Here is a 25,676-nt window from a genome sequence, read left to right as displayed (position 1 = left end):
TCCCGCCTCGGTTTCGACTCCGCCGCTACGCGGCTCCGCTCAACCCGTTTCGACTCCGCGGCTCCGCCGCTCCGCTCAACGACCGGGAAAACGTCGGCCCCCTGCCTCGGCTTCGACTGCGCGACCGCGGCCCCACTCAACGAGCAACCAAAAGCCCCCTACCCCTACCCACCCACCTCAACCCGGTGCGAGCGCGCCAGCGCGAGCGTGCGGGCGCGAGTGCGCCCGCCAACCAGGCGCGAAGCGCCGGCGCGCGAAGCAAAGCGAAGCGCCTCCCCCGAGGAGCGGCCCCACCGGGGCCCGACGAGCGGGAGGAAAAAAGAAGAGCGTGGGAGAAAAAAGAAGAGCGTGGGAGAAAAAAGAAAGGAGAAAAACGAAAAGCGAGAAAAAAGAAGCGCCCCCTCAACGAGCCGGAGATGGCGCGGCGAAGAGCTCGAGCTCACCCTCCCGGCTGCCGGGGCGGAGCGCGATACCCGCGTCGTCGGCCCACGCGAGCAGGTCGGTGATCGAGGACAGGCGGGGGCGCGACTCGGCGAGGCGGCGGGTCAGCTCGCCCTTCGCGCGCTTGTTGAAGTGGTTGAGCGCGCGGACCGTGCCGTCCGGGCCCTCGGCCACCACGCGCACGTACGCGCTCGGGACCTCGGCGGGCACCGGGCCGAGCGCGGCGTAGGACTCCGACCGCAGGTCCACCACGGGGCCCGGAATCCCTCGCAGGGCGTCGCGCACGGCATCCGCCCACACCCGCTTCAGCGGTGCCAGGCCGGGGAGCGACGCGCCCGCGGCCAGGCGGTACGCCGGGATCGGGTCCAGCGCGCCGACGGGCCCCAGCAGCGCGGTCTGGATCAGCGCGTGCTCCCCCAGCCACACGCGCGCCCGCTCGTCGAGGGTCGCGGCGTCGAGGGCGTCGAACAGGACGCCCGTGTAACGGTCGATTGCGGCCATGGTGGGCGCGGAGCGCACCGCGGCGTTGACCTCGATCTCGCCCCGCTGCCGGGCCGAGAGCTTCAGCACGCGCGCGGCCTGGTCCGGGTCGGACGAGAGCGCCACGACCGACGCGGCGACGGCCTCGCGCTGCGGTGCGAGCACCGGCAGCGCGAGGCCGTCGAGGTCGAGAGGGGCGCCCGATCCGCCTGCCCGCTTCGTCTCCGAAGGGGGCAGGAGGATCGTGGTCAGGAGGTCAGCGCCGCGTGGCCGGCGACGATGGTGAGCACGTCGCCCTCCATCGACACGAAGCCGTCACGGGCGTCCGCGGTGAACTTGGCGCCGTCGGCCTGGGTGATGCGCACCTGGCCCTCGGCGAGGATCGCCAGCATGGGCTCGTGCCCCTGCATGAAGCCGATCTCACCCTCGGTGGTCTTCGCGACGACGAGGTTCGCCTCGCCCGTCCAGACCTCTGCCTCGGCGGAGACCAGGGTGACCTGGAGGCCCATGCTCAGCCGTTCTCCTTCTGGATCTGCGCCCACTTGGCCTCGACGTCGCTGATGCCGCCGACGTTGAAGAACGCCTGCTCGGCGACGTGGTCGAACTCGCCCTTCACGATGGCGTCGAACGACTCGATGGTCTCCTTGATCGGAACCGTGGAGCCCTCGACACCCGTGAACTTCTTGGCCATGTAGGTGTTCTGCGAGAGGAACTGCTGGATGCGGCGCGCACGCGACACGACGATCTTGTCCTCTTCCGAGAGCTCGTCGACACCGAGGATCGCGATGATCTCCTGCAGCTCCTTGTTCTTCTGCAGGATCTGCTTCACCGACGTGGCCACGCGGTAGTGGTCCTCACCGATGTAGCGCGGGTCGAGGATGCGGCTCGTGGACGTCAGCGGGTCCACCGCGGGGTACAGACCCTTCGACGCGATCTCACGCGACAGCTCGGTCGTGGCGTCGAGGTGCGCGAACGTGGTCGCCGGCGCCGGGTCGGTGTAGTCGTCGGCGGGCACGTAGATCGCCTGCAGCGAGGTGATCGAGTGGCCGCGCGTCGACGTGATGCGCTCCTGGAGCACACCCATCTCATCCGCGAGGTTGGGCTGGTAGCCCACGGCCGAGGGCATACGGCCCAGCAGCGTCGACACCTCGGAGCCCGCCTGCGTGAAGCGGAAGATGTTGTCGATGAAGAGCAGCACGTCCTGCTTCTGGACGTCGCGGAAGTACTCCGCCATCGTCAGCGCCGACAGGGCCACGCGCAGACGCGTCCCCGGGGGCTCGTCCATCTGGCCGAACACGAGCGCGGTCTTGTCGAAGACGCCGGCCTCGTCCATCTCGTGGATCAGGTCGTTGCCCTCACGCGTGCGCTCACCGACACCGGCGAACACCGACACACCGCCGTGGTCCTGCGCGACGCGCTGGATCATCTCCTGGATGAGGACGGTCTTGCCGACGCCCGCGCCGCCGAAGAGGCCGATCTTTCCACCCTGCACGTACGGGGTGAGCAGGTCGATGACCTTGATGCCGGTCTCGAACATCTGGGTCTTCGACTCGAGCTGGTCGAAGTTCGGAGCCTTGCGGTGGATCGGCCAGCGCTCGGTGACCTCGATGGTCTCGCCGTCGGGCAGGTTCAGCACGTCACCCGTGACGTTGAAGACCTTGCCCTTGGTGACGTCGCCGACGGGCACCGAGATGGGGGCGCCGGTGTCGCGCACCTCCTGGCCGCGGACCATGCCGTCGGTCGGCTTCAGCGAGATGGCGCGGACCATGTCGTCGCCGAGGTGCTGCGCGACCTCGAGCGTGATCTCGGTCGACGTGTCGCCGATGACGATCGTGGTCTTCAGGGCGTTGTAGATCTCGGGGATCGCGTCGTGCGGGAACTCGATGTCGACGACGGGCCCCGTGACGCGTGCGACGCGCCCGACGACCGCGGTCCCGGTCTCAGCCGTGGCGGTGGGAGTCATTTTTCGTCTCTCTCTTACTAGGTCTCTCAGGCCTTGCGCGGTTTCGCTCAGGACGCCAGGGCGTCGGCGCCGCCGACGATCTCGGCGATCTGCTGCGTGATCTCGGCCTGACGCGCGTTGTTGCGCAGGCGGGTGTAGTCGGTGATGAGCTTGTCGGCGTTGTCGCTGGCCGACTTCATCGCCTTCTGCGTCGCGGCCTGCTTGGCGGCGGCCGACTGCAGCAGCGCGTTGAAGATGCGGCTCTGGATGTACACCGGCAGCAGCGCGTCGAGCACGTCGATCGCGTCCGGCTCGAACTCGTACAGCGGGTAGATCTCGCTGCTCGCGGCCTCCGCCTCGTCCCCCTCGACGACCTCGAGGGGAAGCAGGCGCACCTGCTCCGCCTCCTGCGTCATCATGCTGACGAAGCGGTTGTACACGAGGTGGATCTCGTCCACGCCGCCCTCCGAGGCGTCCGTCTCGTACGCCTCGAGCAGGGACGTGGCCATCGCCTCGGCCGTCGCGAAGCTCGGCACGTCTGCGTCGCCCGTCCACTCCGCCGCGGTCGCGATGCCGCGGAACTGGAAGTAGCCGACCGCCTTGCGGCCGAAGAGGTAGAACACGACGTCCTTGCCCTGCGACCGCAGCAGCTCCGCCAGCTCGAGCCCCTCACGGATCACCTGCGAGTTGAACGCGCCGGCGAGGCCGCGGTCGGAGCTGAGGATCACGATCGCCGAGCGCTTCACCGACTCCGGCTCCCGCGTGAGCGGGTGGTCGATGTCGGTGTGCGTGGCGACCGCCGAGACGGCACGCGTCACCGCGCGGGAGAAGGGCGACGACGCGCGGACGCGCGCCATCGCCTTCTGGATGCGCGAAGCCGCGATGAGCTCCATCGCCTTCGTGATCTTCTTGGTGGTCTGGGCAGAAGAGATCTTCTGCTTGTAGACCCGGAGTTGTGCGCCCATGTTCCGTCTTCTCCGAGGGCGTTACGCCCGGCGGCCCTTGACGATCTTCTCCTGCGCCACCTCGGCGGCGTCCGCCGCCTCGTGCTCCTCGTGGCCGGGCGCACCGAGGTGAACGCCCTTGCCGCCCTGGAACTCGAGCAGGAACGTGTCGATCGCCTTCTCCATCTCCGCGACCGTCTCGTCCTCGAGCTTGCCCGTGTCGCGCAGCGTGTCGAGGACAGACGTGTTGCGACGGAGGTAGTCGAGCATCTCGCGCTCGAAGCGCAGCACGTCCTCGACCTCGATCGTGTCGAGCTTGCCGTTCGTGCCGGCCCAGATCGAGACGACCTGCTCCTCCGCGGGGTACGGCGAGTACTGCGGCTGCTTGAGCAGCTCGGTCAGACGCGCACCGCGGGCGAGCTGACGGCGCGAGGCCGCGTCGAGGTCGGACGCGAACATCGCGAACGCCTCCAGTGAGCGGTACTGGGCGAGCTCGAGCTTGAGCGTGCCGGAGACCTTCTTGATGTGCTTCAGCTGCGCGTCACCGCCGACTCGCGACACCGAGATGCCCACGTCGACCGCGGGACGCTGGTTCGCGTTGAACAGGTCGGACTGCAGGAAGATCTGGCCGTCCGTGATCGAGATCACGTTGGTCGGGATGTAGGCCGAGACGTCGTTCGCCTTCGTCTCGATGATCGGCAGACCCGTCATCGAACCGGCACCCATGTCGTCCGACAGCTTCGCGCAGCGCTCGAGGAGACGCGAGTGCAGGTAGAACACGTCACCCGGGTAGGCCTCGCGGCCCGGCGGGCGGCGCAGCAGCAGCGACACGGCGCGGTAGGCCTCGGCCTGCTTCGACAGGTCGTCGAACACGATCAGGACGTGCTTGCCGGCGTACATCCAGTGCTGGCCGATGGCCGAGCCGGTGTAGGGCGCGAGGTACTTGAAACCGGCCGGGTCGGATGCGGGGGCCGCGACGATGGTGGTGTACTCCATCGCGCCGGCCTCCTCGAGGGCGCCCTTCACCGAGGCGATGGTCGAGCCCTTCTGGCCGATCGCGACGTAGATGCAGCGGACCTGCTTGGTCGGGTCGCCCGACTCCCAGTTCGCCCGCTGGTTGATGATCGTGTCGATCGCGATCGCGGTCTTGCCGGTCTGGCGGTCACCGATGATCAGCTGACGCTGGCCGCGGCCGACCGGGATCATGGCGTCGATCGCCTTGATGCCGGTCTGCATCGGCTCGTGCACGCTCTTGCGCTGCATCACGCCGGGCGCCTGCAGCTCGAGGGCGCGGCGGCCCTCGATGCCCGTGATCTCGCCCAGGCCGTCGATCGGGTTGCCGAGCGGGTCGATCACGCGGCCGAGGTAGCCCTCGCCCACGGGGACCGAGAGCACCTCGCCCGTGCGCGTGACCTGCTGGCCCTCCTCGACGCCGGCGAACTCGCCGAGCACGACGACGCCGATCTCGTTCTCGTCCAGGTTCTGCGCGAGGCCCAGCGTGCCGTCCGCGAAGCGCACGAGCTCGTTGGCCATGACGCCGGGCAGGCCCTCGACGTGGGCGATGCCGTCGGCTGCGTCGATGACGGTGCCCACCTCGGTCGCCGCGTCGCCCGTCGGCTCGTAGGCGGCGACGAAGTCCTTCAGCGCGTCACGGATGACGTCGGGGCTGATCGTGATGTCTGCCATTGTCTTCCTTCAGGTTGTGGGATCCGCGGATCCCCAAGTGAGTCCGCTCGGGGCGGCAAGAGTTCGGGTCAGCCGGCCAGCTTCTGCCGCGCGTCGGCGAGACGCGAGGCGATGCTGCCGTCGATGACGTCGTCCGCGATCTGCACGCGCACGCCGCCCACGACCGCCGGGTCGACGACGGGATTGATGGTGACGTCGCCGCCGTAGCTGCGCGACAGCGCGGCGGCCAGGCGCTCGGTCTGCGCCGGCGACAGGGGGGTCGCGGTCGTGACCGTCGCGACCATCCGGCCGCGCTGCGAAGAGACGATGCGGATGGCGCGCGACAGCAGGCCACGGACCCGCCGTCCGCGCGACTGCTGCACGAGCGAGGACACGACGAGCGTCGTGCCGGCGCTCGCGCGGCTCCCGAGGAGGGACTCCATGAGCGCCCCCTTGGCTGCCCCGTCGCCGAGACGGCTGCCGAGCGCGAGCTCGAGCTCCGGGTTCTCCGCGACGATGCGGGAGACGCGGAACAGCTCGCCCTCGAGGTCGTCCTGCTCGGCCTTGGCGGCCGCGCGGATGGCGAGCTCCTCGATCCCGTCGAGCAGGTCGCCCTGCGACGACCACCGCTGGGCGGCGGTCGTCGACAGGAGCGACTGCGCGGTCGGCGAGAGCGAGCCGAAGACGCGGGCGACGAGAGCGCTGCGCGCCTCCGGCGCCGCGGACGCGTCGGTGAGCGCGCCGCTCAGCGCCGGGGAGCCGGCGACGGCACGGGCGGCCGCGAACAGCTCGCGGGCCGTGTCGAGGTCGACCGTCGCGGCGCTGAGAGCATCCGTCTGCGCCGCGAGCGCCTGAGTGGTCGCGCTTCCCATTACTTGGCCGCCTTCTCAGATGCCTCGAGGTCGGCGAGGAAGCGCTCGACCACGGCCGCGGCACGCTGGTCGTCGCTCAGCGACTCGCCGATGACGTTGCCGGCCAGGTCGACCGCGAGCGTGCCCACCTCACCGCGCAGCGAGACGAGCGCCGCCTGGCGCTCCGCCTCGATCTGCGCGTGCGCGCTGGCCGTGAGGCGCTCGGCCTCGGCGGCAGCGGCGGCCTTGGCGTCGGCGACGATGCGCTTGCCGTCCTCCCGGGCGGCCTCGCGGATGTCACCGGCTTCCTTGCGAGCCTCGGCGAGCTGCTTCGTGTACTCCTCGAGGGCGGCCTCGGCCTGACGCTGGGCCTCGTCGGCCTTGGCGATGTTGCCCTCGATGGCGGCGGCGCGCTCGTCGAGCACCTTGTTCAGGCGCGGCAGGGCGACGCGCACCACGACGATCGCGATGATGAGGAAGCAGACGCCCGACCAGATGATGTCGTACCAGGCGGGCAGCAGCGGATTGTTGCTGCTTTCCTCCGCCGCGACGACGACAAGAGCGTTCAGCATCCTGTCTCCTTAATCTCTGAAGTCGCGGTAGAGGATCAGATCGCGGCGAAGATGAACGGCGTCGCGACGCCGATGAAGGCGAGGATCTCGATGAAGGCGAGACCGATCCACATGGTCTGCTGGAACTTGCCGGCGAGTTCGGGCTGGCGGGCCGTCGACTCGACGACCTTGCCGAAGAGGATGCCCAGGCCGATGGCCGGGCCGATCGCGGCGAGGCCGTAGCCCACCGTCGCGATGTTGCCCTCAATGGCGGCGAGAACCGTCGTTGCGTCCACTGGTTGTTTCCTTTCTTAGGGCGGGCAGCCGGTCAGCTGCCCGTCAGTGCTCTTCCGCAACCGCGAGCTGGATGTAGACCGCGGTGAGGATCGTGAAGACGTAGGCCTGCAGGAAGGCGACGAACGCCTCGAACAGCATGAAGGCGAACCCGAGGCCGAGCGTGCCGACGGCCAGCGGCGTCATCCAGCTCGCGCTGAGCAGGAAGAAGTGCGTCGCCGAGAAGAACAGCACGAGCATGAAGTGCCCGACCATCATGTTCATCAGAAGACGCAGCGTGAGCGACGCGGGACGCGCGATGAACGTCGAGATCAGCTCGACGATGGCGATGAGCGGGATCAGCGGGATCGGGACCCCGCCGGGCACGAGCGAGTTGCGCAGGAAGCGGAAGACGCCGTGGCGCTTGATGCCGGCGTAGATGAACGTGACGTATGCCACGACCGCGAACACGAGCGGGGCGCCGATCACCGAGGTGCCCGCGATGTTGAGGAACGGGATGATACCCGTGATGTTCAGGAAGAAGATGCTGAAGAACATGGCCGTCAGCAGCGGCACGAAGCGCGCGCCGTCCTTGCGGCCGAGCAGCTCGTAGGCGATGTTCTCGCGCACGAAGCCGAAGCCGAACTCGAGCACGCTCTGGAAGCGGCCGGGGACGACCGTCATGCGGCGCGTTCCCAGCACGAGGATCAGCACCAGGACCAGCGTCGCCAGGATCTGGACGAGGTTGATGCGCGTGATCGGCAGCCCGGCGAGCATCTCCGGGAAGAAGTCCGTGATCGACGGGGGATGGAACTCGTTCGCTGCGGCCATCGGGACGATCAACATCGCTTGAGTCAACGCGGTGGCTCCAGGTTCTCGCCCAGGCGTGGCCTGAGGGGGTGAATCGGTTGCGAGGTGTCGATCACCGCGGGACCACTGCGCTGTGCGCCGTCTGCCGGCCGCGGGAACTCATCCACCCTACCAAAGGTCTGCGTCACCTTTGACACGCTGTAGAAGTCACGCGCGTGGGCGCCCGTTCCCCGCGCCGTCGTCCTCGACCTCGTCCCCCGGGAGGGCGACGTCGCTCGCGCCGGAGATGCGCATGCGCGACGCGACGACCACATCGACGACGAGGGACGACAGGGCGGCCGCCACGAGCGCGCCGTAGAGGACGAGCCGCTCGACCCACGGCAGCCCGAAGACCACGTTGAGGGCGACGACGAACACCACGATCTTCACGAGCAGCACGCCCATCGTGATGCCGAACGAGACCGTCAGGAAGGACGGGGTGCCGTACCAGCGGTTGCCGAGCAGGAGGCTCGCGACCGTGATGATCGGGAACAGCGCGCCCAGCGCCGCGCCCAGCACGCCGCTCCACAGTCCGTCCGTCCCGGCCACGAACCAGCCCACGATCGAGGCGACGACGAGCACCGCGACCCCGACGATGGCGGTCCAGCGCAGGCCGGCGCGGAGCATGGGGTTGCTGGAGATCGTCTTACGGGCGGACATGTCAGGCCTCCTGGGTGGCGGGGTCCGTGCGGGCGGAGTCGGGATCGGCGGGATCGGCGGAGTCGGGGTCGGCGCCCGGCTGCGGGCGTGACGGCAGGAACGTGAGGACGAGACAGGCCGCGACGCCGACGATCCCGAAGACCACGCCGATCCAGTACTGGCCGAACCAGTCCTCGCGCGTGGCGAGATACATCAGCAGCACCGCGAGCCCGGTCACGGACGTCCAGGCGTAGAAGATGAGGACGGCGTCGCGATCCGTGTGCCCCATGTCGAGCATGCGGTGGTGCAGGTGCTTGCGGTCGGGCGAGAACGGCGACCGGCCGGCACGCATGCGCCGGATCACGGCGAGGCCGAAGTCGGCGAGCGGCAGCATCACGACCACGATCGGGAGCAGGATCGGCAGGAACGCGCCGAGGATCTGTGAGCGGCCGAGGTTGTCCGGGTCGAGGACGGACGGCGGCCACAGTCCCGTGAGGGCGATCGCGCTCGTGGCCATGAGCAGGCCGAGCACGAGCGCGCCCGAATCGCCCATGAAGAGCTTGGCGGGCTTCCAGTTCAGGGGCAGGAATCCCGCGCAGGCGCCGATCATGACGGCCGCGAGCAGCATCGCGAGGTTGAAGTTGGTCGTCACGCCCACGTCGCGGACGAAGATGTAGGAGTACAGGAAGAACACGCCGTTCGCGATGAGCGCCACTCCCGCGACGAGCCCGTCGAGCCCGTCGATGAAGTTCACGGCGTTCATCACCACCACGATCGACAGCATCGTCAGCGTGATGCTCACCCACCCCGACCACAGCGTGATGCCGCCGATCGGGAGGGCGTAGATCTGCAGGCCGCCGCCGACCGCGATGATGCCGGCGGCGAGGAACTGCGCGGCGAGCTTGATCGTCCAGTCGAGATCCCACAGGTCGTCGGCGGCGCCCACGAGCACGATCAGGAGCGCGGCCGCCAGCACCGACCACACGGTCTGCGGCTCGGCCCAGATGATCCGGAAATACGGGTTGGCGGACGAGACGCAGATCGCGGCGACGATCGCAAGGAACATCGCGATCCCGCCCAGGCGCGGCGTGGGGGTCTTGTGGACGTCGCGCTCGCGGATTCCGGGGTACAGCTTGTAGCGCAGGCTGAGACGCCAGACCCCCCACGCGAGCACCGTGGTGAGCGTCGCGGTGAGCAGGATGATGAAGAGGTACTGCCTCACTCTGCTCGATCCCCTGGGGGCGGACCCGCGGCGTGCGGCTCGTGGGCCGGGAGCTCGAGCAGCTCGCCGAGCACCTCGACCAGCTCGTCGCGCGTGACCGCGCCGTCGCGCAGGATGCGCACCCGACCCTCGCCTCCCGCGTCGAGCAGGGACGTGGCATCGAGGATCGTGGACGCCACCCCCGTGCGGGAGGGCCCGTCGTCGAGATACACCGCGACGCTGTCCCCCAGCATCGCGCGCGCGCCGTCGCCGCTCACGGCGGCCGGGTGGCCGGTGAGGTTCGCGCTCGACACCGCCAGCGGGCCGGTCTCGCTCAGCAGCTCCAGCGCGATGCGGTGATCCGGCATGCGCACGGCCACGGTGCCGCGGGTCTCCCCCAGGTCCCACGCGAGCGAGGGCTGCGCCGGGAGCACGACCGTGAGACCGCCCGGCCAGAACCGCTCGACCAGCCGCTCCACGGGCTCCGGAACCCGCTCGACCAGGGCGCGCATCGCCTGGACGCCCGACACGAGCACCGGCGGGGGGCTCTGACGCCCCCGGCCCTTGGCGTCGAGCAGTCGCTGGACGGCGGCGGGACTGAACGCATCCGCCGCGACGCCGTACACGGTGTCCGTCGGCAGGACGACGAGGTGACCGCGCGCGATGGCCTGACGCGCCTGGCGCATCCCGGTGAGGAGCTGAGCCTCGTCCCGGCAGTCGAAGAGGGGGGACATGTCGGGGTCAAGTGTACGTTTTTATCGCGAGACCGAAGGAAGCGGCCTCACCGCACGGCTGTCGTGGCCCTGTCGCGGAGGGTGAGGTCGGGATGCGTGGCCGCGGCGCGCCAGCCGTCCGCTGTCAGCAGATCCCGGATCGCGGTTCCCTGGAGCTCGCCGTGCTCGATCACGAGCGTGCCGCCCGGACGAAGCAGACGCAGGGCCGTGCGGCTGAGCGCGCGCACGACGTCCAGCCCGTCGGCTCCGCCGTACAGCGCCATCTCCGGGTCGTGCAGCCGCACCTCGGGGTCGCGCGGGATCGCGTCGTCCGGCACGTAGGGCGGATTGGACGCCACGACGTCGACCGTGCCGTCGAGCTCGGGCAGAGCGACGGCGAGGTCTGCATGGACCAGCCGCAGATTCGGCGCGCCGACGCGGCGGGCGTTCTCCTTCGCCCAGACGAACGCGTGGGGCGACTTCTCGACGGCGTGGACGCGCGCGTGCGGCACCTCGGTCGCCATGGCGAGGGCGATCGCGCCGCTGCCGGTGCCCAGATCCACGCCGACGGGCTCCCCTCCGGGCGAGGCGCGGAGCGCGTCGATCGCGAGCTGCGCGACCGACTCGGTCTCCGGGCGCGGCACGAAGACGCCGGGGCCGACGGCGAGCTCGAGGTGCCGGAAGGGCGCGAGCCCCGTGATGTGCTGCAGGGGCTCCCGCGCGGCGCGGCGCGCGACGAGCACCTCGTACTGCTGCGCCTCGCCCGCCGTCAGGACATCTCCCCGGACGACCGCTGCCTGCACCTCGCCCCGGCTCTGGCGCCGGAGGTGCGCGAGCAGCAGCTCGGCGTCCACGAGCGGGTCGGGCACGCCCGCCGCCGAGAGACGCTCGGCCGCCGCGCGCACGGCGGCGGCGACACCCGGCCCCGCACCGTCCGGACGGGCCGCGGAAGAGGATTCGGTCACGAGACCTCAGCCTATGCGCGCCCCGCACGCCGATTTCGTCATGGGCGGGCGCTCGGCACCGCGATCCGCCTACGCTGGTGCGTGGCACGCCTGTGCAGGCCCGGCGCCGCCGACCGCAGACCACGACCCAGGAGAAGCCATGCCCGGCATCCACGCCGACATCACCACCGCCTTCGGGAACACGCCTCTCGTTCGCCTCAACCGCGTCACGGACGGCATCGACGCCGAGGTGCTCGCGAAGCTCGAGTTCTACAACCCCGCAGCGAGCGTGAAGGACCGGCTCGGCATCGCTCTCGTCGACGCCGCCGAGGCCTCGGGCGAGCTCAAGCCGGGCGGCACCATCGTGGAGTCGACGAGCGGCAACACCGGCATCGCGCTGGCGATGGTGGGCGCCGCGCGGGGCTACCGCGTCATCCTGACCATGCCCGCGTCGATGTCGAAGGAGCGGCGGGTGCTGCTGAAGGCGTTCGGCGCCGAGCTGGTGCTCACCGATCCGACCAAGGGCATGCAGCTCGCGGTGGACGAGGCCAAGCGCATCGTCGCCGAGACCCCGGGCGCCGTCTGGGTGCGCCAGTTCGAGAACGAGGCCAACCCGGCGATCCACCGCAAGACCACGGCCGAGGAGATCCTGGTCGACACGGACGGCAAGGTCGACGTCTTCGTCGCCGGCATCGGCACGGGCGGCACGATCACGGGTGTCGGCCAGGTGCTGAAGGAGAAGGTGCCCGGCGTGAAGATCGTCGCGGTCGAGCCGAAGGACTCCCCCATCCTGAGCCAGGGTCACCCCGGACCCCACAAGATCCAGGGCATCGGCCCCAACTTCGTGCCGGCGATCCTCGATCGCGACGTGATCGACGAGGTCCTGCCCGTGGGCTTCGAGGACTCGCTGCGTGTCGCGCGGGAGCTCGCGGCGCAGGAGGGGCTGCTGGTGGGGATGTCCTCGGGCGCCGCCGTCTGGGCGGCCCTCGAGGTGGCCAAGCGTCCCGAGAACGCGGGCAAGCGCATCGTCGTCATCGTTCCCGACACGGGCGAGCGCTACATCACGACCGCGCTGTTCGAGGACCTGCGCGAGAGCTGATGGCGCGCAAGCGATTCGGCGCCGGCGTGCGCAGGGCGATAGCGGCGGTGCGAGAGGACATCGCCGCGGCGCGGCTGCGCGACCCCGCGGCGCGCAACGGCCTGGAGATCGCACTGCTGTACCCGGGGCTGCACGCCGTGTGGACGCACCGTCTCAGCCACCGGATGTGGCGACGCGGCTGGCGTCTGCCGGCGCGCGCGCTGTCCCAGTTCGCGCGCTTCCTCACGGGCATCGAGATCCACCCGGGCGCGCGCATCGGGCGACGGCTGTTCATCGACCACGGCCACGGCGTGGTGATCGGCGAGACGGCCGAGGTGGGCGACGACGTGCTGCTCTACCACGGCGTCACGCTCGGCGGCCGCACCCGCGACGCCGGCAAGAGGCACCCGACCCTCGGGGACGGCGTCGCGGTCGGCGCGGGCGCGAAGGTGCTGGGCCCCGTCACGATCGGCGCGCGCACCGCGATCGGCGCGAACGCCGTCGTCACGCGCGACGCCCCCGCCGACAGCGTGCTGGTGGGCGTGCCGGCCAAACCGCGGCAGCGCCGCGCAGGCGAGGACACCCGCTCGGTGCTGACAGCGCCCGAGTACACGATCTGATGCCGGCGCCGTCGCGCCGCCCGGGCGCGCCGCGGGACGCGCGTGACTGAGCTCCACGAGCTCGGGCTGGGCGCGCTCGCGGACGCGCTGCGGGCGGGCGAGATCGCGCCGCGCGAGGCCGTCGCCCACTTCCTGGATCGCATCTCGCGGCTGAACGGGACGCTCGGGGCGTTCGTGCACGTGTCGGCCGATGCGGCAGTCGCGCGCGCCGCAGAACTCGGCCCTCCTCCCGAGCGCGCTCCCGCGCTGTGGGGCGTGCCGCTCGCCGACAAGGACCTGACGGCGCGCGCGGGCATGCCCACGCGCTACGGCTCGCGCGCCTTCGCCGACCACGTTCCGGACCGTTCGGACCCGATGGCGGAGGCGCTCGACGCCGCGGGGGCGATCAGCCTCGGCAAGACGAGCACGCCCGAGTTCGGCCTGACCGGGTACACCGAGACGCGCATCGGCCCGCCCGCCCGCGATCCGTGGGATCCGGCGAACGGCGCCGGCGGGTCCAGCGGCGGCGCGGCCGTCGCCGTCGCCGCCGGCATGCTGCCCGCGGCGCCCGCGTCCGACGGCGGCGGCTCGATCCGCATCCCCGCCGCCACCGTCGGCGTCGTCGGCCTCAAGCCGTCGCGCGGGCGGATTCCGGCCGGTGCGGGCCTCGACTCCCCCGGGGGCCTCGCGGTGGCCGGGCCGATCGCGCGCACCGCGGCGGACGCGGCGCTGCTCCTCGACGCGCTGTCGACCGGTGTCTATCCCTACGCCACGCGCGCGCCGGGCCACGGCCCGTTCGCGGGGGCGGCGCACGCCGACCCCGGCGCCCTGCGGATCGGCGTCACGGCCGTCTCCCCTTGGGACGACGCCCTCGACATCCGCCTCGATCCGGAGGCGCGCGCGGCGCTGGATCATGCCACGCACGTGCTCGACCGCGGCGGCCACGTCGCCGAGGACCTCGCGTGGCGGCCGCACGGCTACGCGGAGATGTTCATGACGCTCTGGCGCGCGTCCGCCGCGCGGATCCCCGTGGCGGACGACCGGCTCGGCGTCGTCGAGCCGGTCACGGCCTGGCTGGTGCGCGAGGGGCGGGCGCTGCCGGCCGCAAGCCTGCTCGCCGCCCAATCGGCCGCGGCGGCGTTCGAGCGCCGCACGGTCGAGGCGTTCGCCCCGTTCGACGCCGTCCTGACCCCGGCCCTCGCGCTGCCGCCGCAGCCCATCGGCTGGTTCGCCCCCGACGATCCCGAGCAGAGCTTCGCGCGCCAGTGCCAGTACGCGCCCTACAGCAGCTTCGTCAACGTCGCGGGCCTCCCGGCGATCACGGTGCCCGTGACGCGCGCGCGAGACGGCCATCCCGTCAGCGTGCAGCTGATCGGACGCCCCGGCGGCGAGGCCGCGATCGTCGCGCTCGCGGCCCAGCTCGAGCGCGCCCGCGGACCCCTGCCGCGCCCGTCCATCGACTGAGCCGCGCCAGCGCCCGCGTCCGGCTCGCACTCGCGGCCTTCGTCCACGTGCGAGATCGGCCGGAGATGCATCACGGAGCCCCCTCGCGCCTCTGAGTGTGCGAGGCCCCGATCCTCCACGGCGGTGCCTCGCCGTGCGGCGACCGTCGCACGGCTGTCCGGCGAGCCGCGCAGCGGCGCTGAGCACACGAGGCAGCGATGACGCAACAGGGGACGACACAGCAGGAGTTCGGGCACGGGGCGGTCGGCAGCCTCACGGGGACGATCCCCACACTCGACACGGATGGCGTTCCCATCCACCTCGTCACGGCCGAGCCCGCGCTGCGGGCAATCGCGGACGCCGCGGCCGGACGGTCGGCGCGGCCGCTGGGCGTCGTCTCGGTCAACCTCGACCACCTCCACCACTTCGGCCGCCACGCGCCGCACGCCGTCCCCCTGCGGGTGAACGATCCTTCGAGCCGCGTCGAGTGGCTCAGTCTCATAGACGGGTCCCCGATCGCCCGGTTCGCGCGGCGGGCGACGGGCCGGGAGTACCCGAAGCTGTCCGGCAGCGACCTCATCGGATCCGTGCTCGACCGCGCCGCGGCGGAAGCGCTGTCCGTGGGCATCCTGGGTGGCACGGGCGAGCTCACCCCCACGCTGCGCGCGCGCTTCGGGGAGCGCTGGCCCGGCATCCGCTTCGCGGGTCACTGGTGCCCGACCCGTGAGGAGCTGGCGGCTCCCGCGCGGGCCGCGGCTCTCGCGGCCGACATCCGGGCGACGGGCGTCGACCTGCTGCTCGTGTGCCTCGGGAAGCCGCGCCAGGAGACATGGATCGAGCAGCACGGGCCGCTCACCGGAGCGGGCGCCCTCCTGGCCTTCGGCGCGGTCGTCGACTTCCTCGCGGGACGCGTGACGCGCGCCCCGGGGTGGGTCTCCCGCGCCGGGCTCGAATGGGCCTGGCGGCTCGCCCTCGAGCCGCGCCGGCTCGCGCGCCGTTACCTCATCCAGGGCCCGCCCGCGTACTGGGCGCTGCGCCGCTCCGGGACCACGCCGCGCGCGGCGATGCAGCGCCATGCGTGACACGGCCTCCGCCGCGCCCGCGACCGCGCGGTTCCACGCCACCGGCCGCGTCGACGTGGCGGTGCTGATCGTGACCTACGGCAGCGCCGCCCAGCTCGAGCCGCTCATCGCGTCGCTCCGGGCCGAGGCGGCCGAGCTGTCGCTGCGCGTCGTGGTGGGCGACAACTCCCCGGATGGCGAGACGCTGCGCGTCGCGCGACGGCACGCCGACGTCATCGCGGTCGCGACGGGGGGCAATCTCGGCTACGCCGGCGGCCTCAACGTCGCGGCGGAGCACGCCGGGGACGCCGAGGCGCACCTGATCCTCAACCCCGACGCGCGCGTGCACCGCGGCGCAGTCCGTGCCCTGCTCGACGCGCTCCGGACGCACCCGCGCGCCGGCGCGGTCGTCCCCCGCCTCGTCGACGCCGACGGGAACACGTCGGCGTCGCTCTTCCACGAGCCGCGCCTGCTCGGCGCCCTGGGCGACGCCGTCCTGGGCCCGCTCTGGCCCGGTCGGCCACGGGTGCTCACGGGGCGGGTGACCGATCCGCGCGCCTACGACCGCCCCGGCCTGGTCGACTGGGCGACCGGCGCCGCCCTCCTCGTCTCGGCGGAGGTGGCGGCGCGCGTGGGCGAGTGGGACGAGCGGTTCTTCCTCTACTCGGAGGAGACGGACTACCTCCGACGGATCCGCGCTTCCGGCTACGAGGTGCGCTACGAGCCGGTGGCGACGGTCACGCACACGCAGGGCGGCTCGGGATGGTCCCCGATGCTCGACGCCCTCCTGGCGGTGAACCGGGTGCGCTACGCGCGCAAGCACGCTCCCCGCGTGGCGTGGGCGTACCGTGCCGTCGGGCTCCTCGCCGCGGCCCTGCGCGCGCCCCGCGACGCGCGGCAGCGCACGGTGCTCGGGTACTTGCGCGACGAGCGCCGGTGGGGCGACCTGCCCGCCGCGACCTGGCGCGGCGACGGCACGCCCGTCGCGTCGATCGTGATCCCCGCGTGCAACGAGGCGAGCGTGATCGCCCGCACGCTGTGGGAGCTCGCCACCCCCGCGGCCCTCGGCTCGCTCGACGTGATCGTGGTGTGCAACGGCTGCTCCGACGACACGGCCGCGCGGGCCCGCGCCTTCCCGGGGGTGCGCGTGGTCGAGCTGCCGGAGGGGTCGAAGCCCGCGGCCCTCAACGCCGGCCGGCGCCTTGCCGTGGCCGACACCATCGTGTTCCTCGACGCCGACATCGCGCTTCCGGCCGCCGCGATCCCCGGCCTCGTCCGTGCCCTGCGCTCCCCCGGCACGCTCGCGGGACGGCCGCCCTTCGAGTACGACACGCGCGGGGCGGGCCCGCTGGTGCGGTCGTACTACCGCGCCAGGTCGCGGATGCCGGCGACCTCCGGCGCGCTGTGGGGCGCGGGTGTGTACGCGCTCACGCGAGAGGGCGCCGAGCGGGTCGGCCCCATGCCCCGCATCACGGCGGACGACCTGTACGTCGATGCGCGGCTCGCGCCGCAGGAGAAGGCGCGGCCGCCCGTGCCGCCCGTGCCCGTGCGCGTGCCGCGCACGGGCAGATCACTGCTCCGGACCCTCGTGCGCGTGCGCCGCGGGCCCGCGCAGCTCGGGCTCGACACGGGCCGCGCCACACTCGCCGCGCTGGTGCGGACCGTGACCGGCCCCGCGAGCGGGTGGGACGCGCTCGTCTATGCGGCGTTCGCCCTGGCGGCGCGCCGGCGGGCCGCCGCTCCCACCACCGGCGGCTGGGAGCGGGACGACTCCACGCGCGCGGTCGTCGCCACGTGACCGTGCGGCCCCCGCACGGGGTCAGCGCGGCGACCCGCCCGCCGGTCGCGACCGCCTCGCCGCGTCGCGCAGCACGCGACTCACGCCGTCGCTGAAGACGCGATGGTCCCGTTCCCGGACGACGAGGCGTCGGCCCGCCTCCCCCATCGCCGCGGCGCGGCGCGGGTCGTTCCACAGCTCGACGATCGCTCGCCGCAGCGCCTCCGCGTCGCCGGTCGGGACCCACAGCCCCTCCCGACCCTCGACGAACGCGGCACGCTGTCCGGCGACGGCGGAGACGATGACCGGCCTTCCCATCGACCAGGCCTCGTGCATGGAGGTGATGCCGTTGTCGCTGTCCGTCGGACGCAGCGGCACCACGACGAAGCGCGAGCGGCGGTAGAGCGCGCGCAGCTCGGCCGCAGGCATCGTGCCGAACGTCACGTTCGGCGGCACGCGATCCTCGCCGCGACGGTCGCGCTCGTCGGCGTTCCACCAGTCGGCCCGCGTGGTGTCGAGGACACCCGCGATGTGACAGCGGATGTCGAGCCCCGCCATGGCGCGCACGAGCGTCGGGTAGTCGCGCATCTCGCCCCCGGCCGCGCAGATCATGTCGGTCTCGAGCGCGCTCCCCGGCTCCGCGACCGGCGCCGACCAGAACGTCGTGTCGAGCGTCCACGGCAGCGCGACGAGCTTGGCCTCGGGAACGCCGAGCTCGCGGACGGCGTGCTCGCGCTGCACGGCGGGCGGCAGGATGATGCGGTCGAGGTGGGAGTGGACCCGCCGCAGCAGCAGCGCCTTCTTGCGTTCGGAGACACGGGTGAGCAGCGCCACGACCGGCATGCGCCGGCGCGTGAGCTTGAGCAGCAGCGCGAGCGACAGGGCGACGTCGGCGACGCTCCAGCAGAACACGACGTCGTACGCCCGGCCGACGCGATACGCCTCCAGCACCTGCACGACCCACAGGGGCAGACGCCGGTACAGGGCCCGCCGCAGGCGCGAGGGCGCCGTGCGCAACCGCTGGTCGACCGAGAGCAGGTCGGCCTCCACGTCGTTGATCCAGGCGCGGGGATGCGCGCCCGTCAGCGCGGGCAGTTCCTCGGGGTAGGGAGGGAAGAAGACCGTGTTGGCGAGCAGGAGCACGCGCGGGCGGGGGGCGCTCAACGCCGCTCCCCCCGGAGGGCTGCGCGCGGCTCCGCGTGCGGGAGGGTCGCGTTCCCGCGCCCGTGCGGTTCGCCCTCGCGGTCGCTTTCGGGCCGGGCGAGCAGACGCCCCACGTCGATGCGGCCGTCCGCATGCCCGATCGAGCGCACAGCGCCCGACAGCCCCACCAGCAGGAAGAACACGCCGGCCGAACCGGGGAAGCTGAGCCCGTCGAAGAAGGCGAACAGGACCGCGCTCGTCGCGATGGCCGCGATGATCCCGCGCCCGAGCGCCGCCACGTCCCCGTAGGGAGAGCGGCGGACCGTGGAGACCGCACCCCACATCGCCGCCAGCACGAGGAGCCCGAAGGCGAGCAGTCCCAGCACCCCCAGCTCCAACAGGATCAGCACCCACTGGTTGTCGAAGATGTAGTAGCGCGGCAGGAAGGTGCCGAACCCGAGGCCGAAGACCGGGCTGGACTCGATGAACTCCGGCACGCGCGCCAGCCCGTTCGCGCGCGACAGCGTGCTCGAGTCGGACTCGATCCCGCTGAAGAGATCGACGAGCGTGCGGAACAGTCCCGGCACCACCACGACGGCGACCCCGGCGGCGAGCGTCCCGCCCGCCGCGACGATCCAGCGATACGCAGCGGGGAGCGCGGGAAGCGAGGCGATGACCGCGACGACCAGGCCGATGAGGCCGGACCGGGAGACCGACAGCAGCGCCGAGAACCCGATCAGCGCGGCCGGGAGCCACGTCCAGGGCAGCCGCCCGCGCCCCGCGTCCGCACGGATCACGCCCAGGGTGATGGCGAGCGGCAGCACGGAGCAGATCGCCGCCGAGTACTCGAGCGGGTGCGTCGCCGTGCCCGCCGGGCGCGTGAAGCCGCCTCTCGCGATCACACCGGCCTGCTCCGCCTCGAGGCCCGGGATCAGCGCGAACGCGTCGAGCAGGGTCTGCCCCGTCACGAACTGGGCCAGGCCCAGCACGGACACGGCGGCGCCCGCGGCGACGATGCGCGCGATCAGGGCGTCGACGTCGCGCAGCGTGCGCAGCCCGTCCATCGTCACGAGCAGCACGCCGCCCCACGACAACAGGCGTGCGAGCGCGGTCATGGCCGTCGTCACCTGGTCGTCGGGCTGTCCCCGGAGCATCGCCGCCGCGAAGCTGACCAGCGCGACGACGAGCAGCAGCGCGCACGCCCAGCGCACCGGCTGCGATGCAGCACGGACGTCGGCCTCGCGCGCCTGGAGCCTGGCCACGATCCACCACAGCAGCAGGAGCAGCCCCCACAGCACCGAGGGACGGCCGAGCGAGCCGAGAGCCGGGATCACCAGGTTCGACGGCACGGCGAACAGCAGCACGACGTACACCGTGACCATGGTGAGCGCGGTACCCGTGCGGGGGCGGCGCGCACGCCGACCGAACGCCGTCGAGACGGGGGGCGCGAAGCCGGCGGGCCGGCGTGTCACGCTCACGGCAGGCTCGCTGTGCGCTGTGGCACGGGCTCCGCCTCCTCGAGCATCCGCCCGATGGCGCGTTCGACGTCGTCGCCCGCCGCGGGGACCACGACGAGCTCATCCGCCGTCTGGCCCCGGCGCCCTCCCCGCCGGGGACGACGCGCCAGACCGTCGACCGCGGCGGTGACGAACAGCGTGAGCAGGGCCGTCGCGGCGCCCGCGGCCGCCGCGAGGAGCGTCCTGTCGCGGCCGCGCAGCACGCTCTCGCTGTCCACCGCGATCGGGGAGACCCGCACGCGCGCCGCTTCGGGGACCTTCTGCTCCGTCTGCAGCTCCTCCAGGACCTGCTCGGTGCGATCGAGCATGACGTCGATGAGCCGGGCGGCCGCCCGGTCGCTCGGCGCGCTCACGGTCACCAGGAGCATGGGGCCGGACGTCCTCGGGTCCCGCGCCACGGTCACCTCCGATCCCTCGAAGAGGTCGGTCGCGACCGACACGGAGTCGGGCGAGCCGACCGCGCTGACGAGCACGTCCGCTGCGGTCGTGAGGCCGCCCAGGAACAGGAAGGGGTTCGCTCCCGGCACCTCCTCGTCGTCGTCCTGCCCGGCGACCGGCTCGGGCTGCGGCAGGGACGCCTCTCCCGGCAGCAGCAGCTGGGTGGCGGACCGCTCATAGGTCGGGGGCACGTGCAGCCACACGGCGCCCGCGGCGGCCACGGCGAGCAGGAGTCCCGGCGCGGCGATGTACCAGCGGCGGAGCAGGCCCCGCAGCGTGTCGGCGATGTTCATTCGGTCTCCTCCGTGTCGGTTCGGTGCGGCAACCGCCGGTGCGGGCGGCGCGCCGTGTGCCGTCCGGCGAGCACGCGATCCGCGCCCACCGCACCGATGCCCGCGGCGAGCCCTCCCGCGAGGGACATCGCCGCGAGGGCGGCGCCCTGCGCGATGCGCGACGGCGCGATGTGCTCGATGCGCATGCTGAGGGGGTCGACCCGCGCCGAGACGTCCGTCGCCGCCCCCGGCTGCTGCTGCAGGTAGGCGCTGTGCTCGATGCGCTCCAGCGCTTCGCGCTGCCGCTCGCGCACCGCCTCGAGCGTGGGCCCGACGATCTGGATCACGATGACGGCCGCCCCGTAGCTGGGGGTCCACTGGTTTCCCTGATCGAGCAGGCCGACGAGGATCCCCTCGCGCAGCCCTGCCCCGTAGTAGGGCGCGTCCGCCGCCGAGTAGCGCACCGCCTCCCGGCCCGGCACCACCTCCGCGGCCACCGCGCCCGCGAACGCGATCACGTCCTCGTCGACGACCGAGCCGTTCACCCCGAGCGAGGACTCGTACGCCTGCATGAACGTCACCGCTGTGCGGGTCGAATAGACACCGCCGGCTGCGGCCGAGGCCAGGTGCGCGGTGAGGGCGCCCGTCGCGGCCAGGAGCGCCACGGCGACGTACCAGCGGCGCCGCAGGACGATCAGGAAGGCCCGGACGGTCATCGTCCGCCCCGTGCGACGGCAGCGACCGGCGCGGCGGACCGGCCGTGAGCGGGGCCGAACACCTCGTCCTCGACGATCCGCACGACATCCGCCTGCGCCTGCCGCCAGCCACCGGGGCGCGCGGTGCGGGCCACGCGCACGGCGCGCGCGTCGCGATCGGGATGGTCGACGGCCGCGGCGAGCGCCTCCGCGATCCCCGCCGGGGTGGGGCGCGCCCACGCGACGGCGCCCCCCGGCAGGTCGGCGCGCGCGTCCGCCGTGTCTCCCACGACCGGCACGACGCCTGCCGCGAGCATCTCCTCGGCGACGAGCGAGATGTTCGTGAACGACATCGCGACGCCCGCCACGCACCGCGTGTAGAGGCGGTTCAGGTTAGTCGGCGCGAGCTTTCCGTGCTGAGTGGCGGGGAAGGGAAGGTCGCGGACCGTGGCGCCGTAGACGTGGATCCGGACCGCGGGCCGCATCGCGTGGAAGCGCTCGAGCGCGAGCCGGGCCAGCTCCCAGCCGCGGCGCGGCACGCCGGGGCGGGCATAGGCGACGACGCCGTCGCGCAGCGCACCGGGCAGCGGGCGGTAGGTCTCCGTGTCGCAGCCGAACGACGTCACGTCGGGTCGCAGGCCGATCTCGCGCCGCAGCGCCCCCGCCACGGCCTCGCCGAGAGCGAGGCACCGGAAACCGAAGCGGTACGTGTCCTCGGCCAGCGCGTAGGCGGCGCCGCGCGGGTAGAACCAGGGCTCGTAGTCCTGCACGAAATACAGCCGGCGCATGGGCGTCCGCCCGCGCGAAGCGAGGACGTGCGCCGTCTCCCACGACGAGGCGATCGCGGCGTCGACGCCCGCGAGTCCCTCGGCCGCCGAGCGCACTTCGGCCCGGACGCCCGGCCACCACGCACGCAGCGTGCGCTCCTGCTGGCGCGCATCGCCGCCGTGCCTGTCGACCAGGAACAGCACGCAGCGGTGCCCCGCGGCCTCCAGCGCCTCCACCATGCGGAACAGGGTCGTGTGTCCGCCGGACCCCGGGGCGGGCGGCGTCAGCAGCCATCCGACCGTCAGCGACGAGCCGCGAGGCGGCCTCGCCGCGGGGACCGGGAGCGTCAGCAGCGCCGAGTCCGCGATGTCGCGCGGGTCGAGCGGGAGCTCGGGGTCGAGGGCCCCGAGCCGGACCGCCGCGACGCGGGCTGCGCGGCGCGCGAGCTCCCGCGGACCCTCGCGCCGCAGCACGCGCAGCCCCGCCGAGACGGGGTTCACGCCGCCTCGCGCGGGGGAAGAGGCTGCGCGCCGCGCGCGAGGGACCGCGCGGCGCGCAGCGGCTCGTACACGCCCGTACGGTGCCAGCGCGCGAGCCGCACGCGCACCTGCAGGCGGCGCAGGAGCCGCGGCGCCGCTCCCGCGGCGATCGCGAGGAGACGGGGCCAGCCGTGGGCGCGCCGACGCGCAGCCTCGAATCGGCGGCCCTCGGGGGTGGCGAGGACCCACGGGAAGGTCTCCACGGCGAAGGCGAGCAGCTCCTCCGCCTCGCGCGTGAGCCGCGCCCGGTCGATGTCGCGGCGGCCGTGCCGCAGCGCGGCCAGGGCGACGGCACGGCGGGCGCGCCGGCGCAGGCGCTCGCCCTCGCCGAGCGCGTCGCACAGCATGTCGAATCCGGCGCGCACCTCGCGCAGGAACACGCGCGGCTCCTGCGCGCGCGTCGACAGGCTGTCCGGGTGCTCGCGGTGCCACGCCTGGTCGCAGCCGGCGACGTAGGCGACGTCCGCATGCGCCGCGATCCGCAGCCACAGCTCCATGTCGTGGGTGTGGGCGAGATCCCGCTGTCCGCCGATCGCCGCGAGGATGCTGCGGCGGACGACGACCTCGGGGGACGTGATCACGTTGTCACCGGCGGCGCAGCGGGCTTCCAGCCACGCGCGCCCGTCCCACACGGTCCAGGAGCGGGCGCGCAGCCGCGCCGGGCCGCGCGCATGCGCGAAGTGCAGCGGACGGCCGTAGACCATCCCGACCGACGGAAGGTGCTGAAACACCGCGGCGGCGCGCTCGAGTGCGCCGGGCGTGAGGAGGTCGTCGGCGTCGAGTCGCACGAGGAACTCGCCGGTCGCGGCTCGCAGCCCTCGGTTGAACGTGTGCACCGGACCGAGGTTGCGCGCGTTCGCGAGCACCCGGACGCGCGGATCGGCGTGCGCGAGCCGCCGCGCGACCTGGAGGCTGGCGTCGGTGGACGCGTCGTCGACCACGATGACCTCCACGTCGACACCGCGCTGCCGCAGCGCGCTGCCGACGGCCTGCTCGAGGAATCGGGCGTAGTTGAAGCACGGCACGACGACCGAGACCGTCGCCCGCGCCCGCGACGGCTCGGGCCGGAGCCGGGCGGCGGGCAGCCGGCGCGAGCGCGCCGGACGCGGCGGCGACTCGCGCGGTCGCGACACGTCCGCGGTCGGCGCGCTCATGCCCGTCGGCGCGCTCAGCCCGATCGGCGCGCCGAGGCCGGTCGTGCCGTCAATCGGCGCGCCGGTCATCGATGTGCTCACTGCAGGACCTCCTCAGCCCTTCGCCCGCGGACCGCGGGTCCGGCCCGTCCCGACGTGCCGGACCCTCACCTGGAGAACGGTCACGGCGCGGCTGATACGTCCGCCGCCGACGCTCGCCCCGCTCGTCCGATGCGGCGAACGGTCGTGGAGGCGAGCCCGTGCAGTTCGCGCCAGGTCTGGCACGCGGCCAGTCGCAACAGGGGCAGGTAGACGGCCAGCACCGTCAGGACGATCGCGGGCAGCGCGACCCACGCGGTCGCATCGCGGAGCCACGTCGCGAGCAGCAGGCCCGCCGTGCCGGCTGGCGCGGCGGGAAGGAGCACGCGTGCGGCAGGACCGGCGACCGTCCATCCCGGCGCTCGCAGCAGGCGTCCGACCATCGCCCAGCGCGCGACCGTCGCCGTCAGGGCCACCGCGAGCGCCCCTGTCGCGATGGCGACGAGCCCGTGCGGGGCCGCGAGCGCCGTGACGGCGAGCGCGACCGCCTCGACGAGGACCGCATAGCCGAACCACGCGCCGGGGCGTCCGAGCCCGTAGAAGAGGCCGTGGTCGAGGGCGCCCAGCGTGAAGACGCCGGCGAGAGCGAGCAGCTGAGCCGGCACGACGCTCTCGGACCACTGGCCCCCGAACAACAGCGGCAGCAGCCACGGCCCGGCGACCGCGAGCACGAGCATGATCGGGACGACGAGAGCGTAGGAGACGCCGACGGCACGCACGTAGCCCGCGCGGAGCCGCTCGGCCGAGGCCCGCAGCTGTGCGAACACCACCGTGGAGACAGGCACGAGCGCGCTCGTCGTCAGGTCCTGCGCGATCTGCACCAGCCGCTGCGCGATGTGCAGGTAGCCGAGACCCGCCGGTCCGAGGAACGCGATCACGACGAGGTTCTCCGCCCAGACCCGGATCATGCTCACGAGCTCGACCCCGACGACCTTGGCGCCGAAGCGCGTCATCTCCCGCAGCCTCGCGCCCGAGAACGCCCGGTTCGGACGCCACCCGCTCGCGCCCCATGCGAGCGCGGTCGCGAGCACCTGGTACACCACGGTCTGAGCCACGAGCGCCCACACGCCCAGCCCCAGCACGGCCAGCAGCACGGCGACGGCCTGGCCCGCGGCGCCCGCGACCACGGCCTGCACCGCGATCGCGCGGAAGCGCAGCGCGCGCCGCAGTAGGGCGATCGGCACGGACCCGAGGGTCACGGCGAGCGCCGCCGGCGCGAGCCCCTGGATGACCGGGGCCGCTTCGGGCACCCCGAGGGAGCCCGCCACGGGGTGCGCGATCGCGATCAGGCCCGCGCTGAGCGTCACTCCCGCGCCGGCGGAGAACCAGAACGCGGTGCTCACGGTGCGGGCATCGGGTCGGTCGGCCTGGACCAGGTAGGCGGAGAAGCCGAGATCGGAGAGCACCTGGATGAGGGGGAGCAGGGCGAGCGCGATCGCGACCACGCCGAAGTCCGCGGGGGTCAGCAGCCGGGTCAGGATCGCGATCGTGGCCAGGCCCGTGATGCGGATGACCCACTTCTGTGCCGCCGACCACGCCACGCCTTCCGCCGCGCGACCGGCCAGGCCCGCGGGAGGCCCGCCGGCGGCGGACGCCTCGCCATCGCCCACGGCCATGCGCG

General features: G+C 72.9%; 25 protein-coding genes. 5 read left to right on the top strand and 20 right to left on the bottom strand.

The window, feature by feature from the left end:
- Positions 1-402: 402 nt before the first annotated feature.
- The 13 genes from IEX37_RS13735 to prmC form a co-directional block, all read right to left on the bottom strand.
- On the bottom strand, positions 403-1,164 hold the full coding sequence (locus tag IEX37_RS13735; RefSeq protein WP_188756857.1) for a YaaA family protein: 762 nt from the start codon (positions 1,162-1,164) through the stop codon (positions 403-405).
- A 5-nt stretch (positions 1,165-1,169) separates the two neighbouring features.
- Positions 1,170-1,430: a F0F1 ATP synthase subunit epsilon gene (locus tag IEX37_RS13730; protein ID WP_188756852.1), complete on the bottom strand. Its 261-nt coding sequence runs from the start codon at positions 1,428-1,430 to the stop codon at positions 1,170-1,172.
- Positions 1,431-1,432: 2 nt separating this feature from the next.
- Positions 1,433-2,884, bottom strand: a complete 1,452-nt coding sequence (gene atpD / locus IEX37_RS13725) for a F0F1 ATP synthase subunit beta (protein WP_188756851.1) — start codon at positions 2,882-2,884, stop codon at positions 1,433-1,435.
- A gap of 47 nt (positions 2,885-2,931) precedes the next feature.
- Positions 2,932-3,828 (bottom strand): F0F1 ATP synthase subunit gamma, encoded by an 897-nt coding sequence (locus IEX37_RS13720; RefSeq protein WP_188756850.1) that lies wholly within the window; start codon positions 3,826-3,828, stop codon positions 2,932-2,934.
- A 21-nt stretch (positions 3,829-3,849) separates the two neighbouring features.
- On the bottom strand, positions 3,850-5,493 hold the full coding sequence (atpA, locus tag IEX37_RS13715; RefSeq protein ID WP_188756849.1) for a F0F1 ATP synthase subunit alpha: 1,644 nt from the start codon (positions 5,491-5,493) through the stop codon (positions 3,850-3,852).
- Between the two features lie 68 nt (positions 5,494-5,561).
- Entirely contained in the window at positions 5,562-6,344 is a 783-nt protein-coding gene (locus IEX37_RS13710) for a F0F1 ATP synthase subunit delta (RefSeq protein ID WP_188756848.1), read from the bottom strand.
- Positions 6,344-6,895 carry a F0F1 ATP synthase subunit B gene (locus tag IEX37_RS13705; RefSeq protein ID WP_188756847.1) on the bottom strand — a complete coding sequence of 184 codons (552 nt, stop codon included), beginning with the start codon at positions 6,893-6,895 and terminating at the stop codon, positions 6,344-6,346. Before IEX37_RS13705 ends, IEX37_RS13710 begins: the two co-directional genes overlap by 1 nt.
- A gap of 35 nt (positions 6,896-6,930) precedes the next feature.
- Positions 6,931-7,170, bottom strand: a complete 240-nt coding sequence (gene atpE / locus IEX37_RS13700) for an ATP synthase F0 subunit C (RefSeq protein WP_188756846.1) — start codon at positions 7,168-7,170, stop codon at positions 6,931-6,933.
- A gap of 43 nt (positions 7,171-7,213) precedes the next feature.
- Positions 7,214-7,993 carry a F0F1 ATP synthase subunit A gene (gene atpB, locus IEX37_RS13695; protein WP_188756845.1) on the bottom strand — a complete coding sequence of 260 codons (780 nt, stop codon included), beginning with the start codon at positions 7,991-7,993 and terminating at the stop codon, positions 7,214-7,216.
- Between the two features lie 171 nt (positions 7,994-8,164).
- Positions 8,165-8,656 carry a Cg1360 family ATP-synthase-associated protein gene (locus tag IEX37_RS13690; protein ID WP_188756844.1) on the bottom strand — a complete coding sequence of 164 codons (492 nt, stop codon included), beginning with the start codon at positions 8,654-8,656 and terminating at the stop codon, positions 8,165-8,167.
- A 1-nt stretch (position 8,657) separates the two neighbouring features.
- Positions 8,658-9,857: an MraY family glycosyltransferase gene (locus IEX37_RS13685; RefSeq protein WP_188756843.1), complete on the bottom strand. Its 1,200-nt coding sequence runs from the start codon at positions 9,855-9,857 to the stop codon at positions 8,658-8,660.
- Entirely contained in the window at positions 9,854-10,570 is a 717-nt protein-coding gene (locus tag IEX37_RS13680; RefSeq protein WP_188756842.1) for an L-threonylcarbamoyladenylate synthase, read from the bottom strand. Before IEX37_RS13680 ends, IEX37_RS13685 begins: the two co-directional genes overlap by 4 nt.
- A gap of 47 nt (positions 10,571-10,617) precedes the next feature.
- On the bottom strand, positions 10,618-11,514 hold the full coding sequence (gene prmC / locus IEX37_RS13675; RefSeq protein WP_188756841.1) for a peptide chain release factor N(5)-glutamine methyltransferase: 897 nt from the start codon (positions 11,512-11,514) through the stop codon (positions 10,618-10,620).
- Positions 11,515-11,653: 139 nt separating this feature from the next.
- Here prmC and cysK point away from each other — a divergent pair, with 139 nt between their 5' ends.
- The 5 genes from cysK (at position 11,654) to IEX37_RS13650 (ending at position 17,472) form a co-directional block, all read left to right on the top strand.
- A complete protein-coding gene (gene cysK / locus IEX37_RS13670; RefSeq protein WP_188756840.1) occupies positions 11,654-12,592 on the top strand; it encodes a cysteine synthase A in 939 nt (312 codons plus the stop codon).
- A complete protein-coding gene (gene epsC / locus IEX37_RS13665) occupies positions 12,592-13,191 on the top strand; it encodes a serine O-acetyltransferase EpsC (protein WP_188756839.1) in 600 nt (199 codons plus the stop codon). The genes cysK and epsC overlap by 1 nt, the downstream gene beginning before the upstream one ends.
- 42 nt (positions 13,192-13,233) lie before the next feature.
- A complete protein-coding gene (locus IEX37_RS13660) occupies positions 13,234-14,634 on the top strand; it encodes an amidase (protein WP_188756838.1) in 1,401 nt (466 codons plus the stop codon).
- Between the two features lie 197 nt (positions 14,635-14,831).
- Positions 14,832-15,695, top strand: coding sequence for a WecB/TagA/CpsF family glycosyltransferase (locus IEX37_RS13655; RefSeq protein ID WP_188756837.1), 864 nt, complete (start codon positions 14,832-14,834; stop codon positions 15,693-15,695).
- Entirely contained in the window at positions 15,688-17,472 is a 1,785-nt protein-coding gene (locus tag IEX37_RS13650; RefSeq protein ID WP_188756836.1) for a glycosyltransferase family 2 protein, read from the top strand. The genes IEX37_RS13655 and IEX37_RS13650 overlap by 8 nt, the downstream gene beginning before the upstream one ends.
- A gap of 21 nt (positions 17,473-17,493) precedes the next feature.
- On the opposite strand, the gene IEX37_RS13645 is transcribed toward IEX37_RS13650, so the two are convergent.
- From IEX37_RS13645 to IEX37_RS13615, 7 genes are all read right to left on the bottom strand, one after another.
- Complete coding sequence (locus IEX37_RS13645; RefSeq protein WP_188756835.1) at positions 17,494-18,615, bottom strand: glycosyltransferase family 4 protein; 1,122 nt, start codon at positions 18,613-18,615, stop codon at positions 17,494-17,496.
- Positions 18,612-20,072: an O-antigen ligase family protein gene (locus tag IEX37_RS13640; protein ID WP_188756834.1), complete on the bottom strand. Its 1,461-nt coding sequence runs from the start codon at positions 20,070-20,072 to the stop codon at positions 18,612-18,614. The genes IEX37_RS13645 and IEX37_RS13640 overlap by 4 nt, the downstream gene beginning before the upstream one ends.
- Positions 20,069-20,842, bottom strand: coding sequence for a hypothetical protein (locus IEX37_RS13635; protein ID WP_188756833.1), 774 nt, complete (start codon positions 20,840-20,842; stop codon positions 20,069-20,071). The genes IEX37_RS13640 and IEX37_RS13635 overlap by 4 nt, the downstream gene beginning before the upstream one ends.
- Positions 20,839-21,537: a hypothetical protein gene (locus IEX37_RS13630; RefSeq protein WP_188756832.1), complete on the bottom strand. Its 699-nt coding sequence runs from the start codon at positions 21,535-21,537 to the stop codon at positions 20,839-20,841. The genes IEX37_RS13635 and IEX37_RS13630 overlap by 4 nt, the downstream gene beginning before the upstream one ends.
- Positions 21,534-22,784 carry a rhamnosyltransferase WsaF family glycosyltransferase gene (locus IEX37_RS13625; protein WP_188756831.1) on the bottom strand — a complete coding sequence of 417 codons (1,251 nt, stop codon included), beginning with the start codon at positions 22,782-22,784 and terminating at the stop codon, positions 21,534-21,536. Before IEX37_RS13625 ends, IEX37_RS13630 begins: the two co-directional genes overlap by 4 nt.
- A complete protein-coding gene (locus IEX37_RS13620; RefSeq protein WP_188756830.1) occupies positions 22,781-24,058 on the bottom strand; it encodes a glycosyltransferase family 2 protein in 1,278 nt (425 codons plus the stop codon). The genes IEX37_RS13625 and IEX37_RS13620 overlap by 4 nt, the downstream gene beginning before the upstream one ends.
- Positions 24,059-24,138: 80 nt before the next feature.
- Positions 24,139-25,671: a lipopolysaccharide biosynthesis protein gene (locus IEX37_RS13615; protein ID WP_188756829.1), complete on the bottom strand. Its 1,533-nt coding sequence runs from the start codon at positions 25,669-25,671 to the stop codon at positions 24,139-24,141.
- Positions 25,672-25,676: the final 5 nt, after the last annotated feature.

This window comes from Microbacterium album, from assembly GCF_014643695.1.
Taxonomy (GTDB): Bacteria; Actinomycetota; Actinomycetes; order Actinomycetales; family Microbacteriaceae; genus Microbacterium; species Microbacterium album.
Note: the sequence above shows the minus strand (reverse complement) of the source record. Positions and strands in the feature narration are given on the sequence as shown.

Excerpts from the sequence above, each read along its gene's own strand:
- atpA (WP_188756849.1), bottom strand. The coding sequence starts at position 5,493 with ATGGCAGACATCACGATCAGCCCCGACGTCATCCGTGACGCGCTGAAG.
- atpD (WP_188756851.1), bottom strand. The coding sequence starts at position 2,884 with ATGACTCCCACCGCCACGGCTGAGACCGGGACCGCGGTCGTCGGGCGC.
- IEX37_RS13720 (WP_188756850.1), bottom strand. The coding sequence starts at position 3,828 with ATGGGCGCACAACTCCGGGTCTACAAGCAGAAGATCTCTTCTGCCCAG.
- IEX37_RS13630 (WP_188756832.1), bottom strand. The coding sequence starts at position 21,537 with ATGACCGTCCGGGCCTTCCTGATCGTCCTGCGGCGCCGCTGGTACGTC.
- IEX37_RS13650 (WP_188756836.1), top strand. The coding sequence starts at position 15,688 with ATGCGTGACACGGCCTCCGCCGCGCCCGCGACCGCGCGGTTCCACGCC.
- IEX37_RS13655 (WP_188756837.1), top strand. The coding sequence starts at position 14,832 with ATGACGCAACAGGGGACGACACAGCAGGAGTTCGGGCACGGGGCGGTC.
- IEX37_RS13635 (WP_188756833.1), bottom strand. The coding sequence starts at position 20,842 with ATGAACATCGCCGACACGCTGCGGGGCCTGCTCCGCCGCTGGTACATC.
- atpB (WP_188756845.1), bottom strand. The coding sequence starts at position 7,993 with ATGTTGATCGTCCCGATGGCCGCAGCGAACGAGTTCCATCCCCCGTCG.
- cysK (WP_188756840.1), top strand. The coding sequence starts at position 11,654 with ATGCCCGGCATCCACGCCGACATCACCACCGCCTTCGGGAACACGCCT.
- IEX37_RS13705 (WP_188756847.1), bottom strand. The coding sequence starts at position 6,895 with ATGCTGAACGCTCTTGTCGTCGTCGCGGCGGAGGAAAGCAGCAACAAT.
- IEX37_RS13690 (WP_188756844.1), bottom strand. The coding sequence starts at position 8,656 with ATGTCCGCCCGTAAGACGATCTCCAGCAACCCCATGCTCCGCGCCGGC.
- IEX37_RS13730 (WP_188756852.1), bottom strand. The coding sequence starts at position 1,430 with ATGGGCCTCCAGGTCACCCTGGTCTCCGCCGAGGCAGAGGTCTGGACG.
- IEX37_RS13615 (WP_188756829.1), bottom strand. The coding sequence starts at position 25,671 with ATGGCCGTGGGCGATGGCGAGGCGTCCGCCGCCGGCGGGCCTCCCGCG.
- IEX37_RS13710 (WP_188756848.1), bottom strand. The coding sequence starts at position 6,344 with ATGGGAAGCGCGACCACTCAGGCGCTCGCGGCGCAGACGGATGCTCTC.
- IEX37_RS13680 (WP_188756842.1), bottom strand. The coding sequence starts at position 10,570 with ATGTCCCCCCTCTTCGACTGCCGGGACGAGGCTCAGCTCCTCACCGGG.
- epsC (WP_188756839.1), top strand. The coding sequence starts at position 12,592 with ATGGCGCGCAAGCGATTCGGCGCCGGCGTGCGCAGGGCGATAGCGGCG.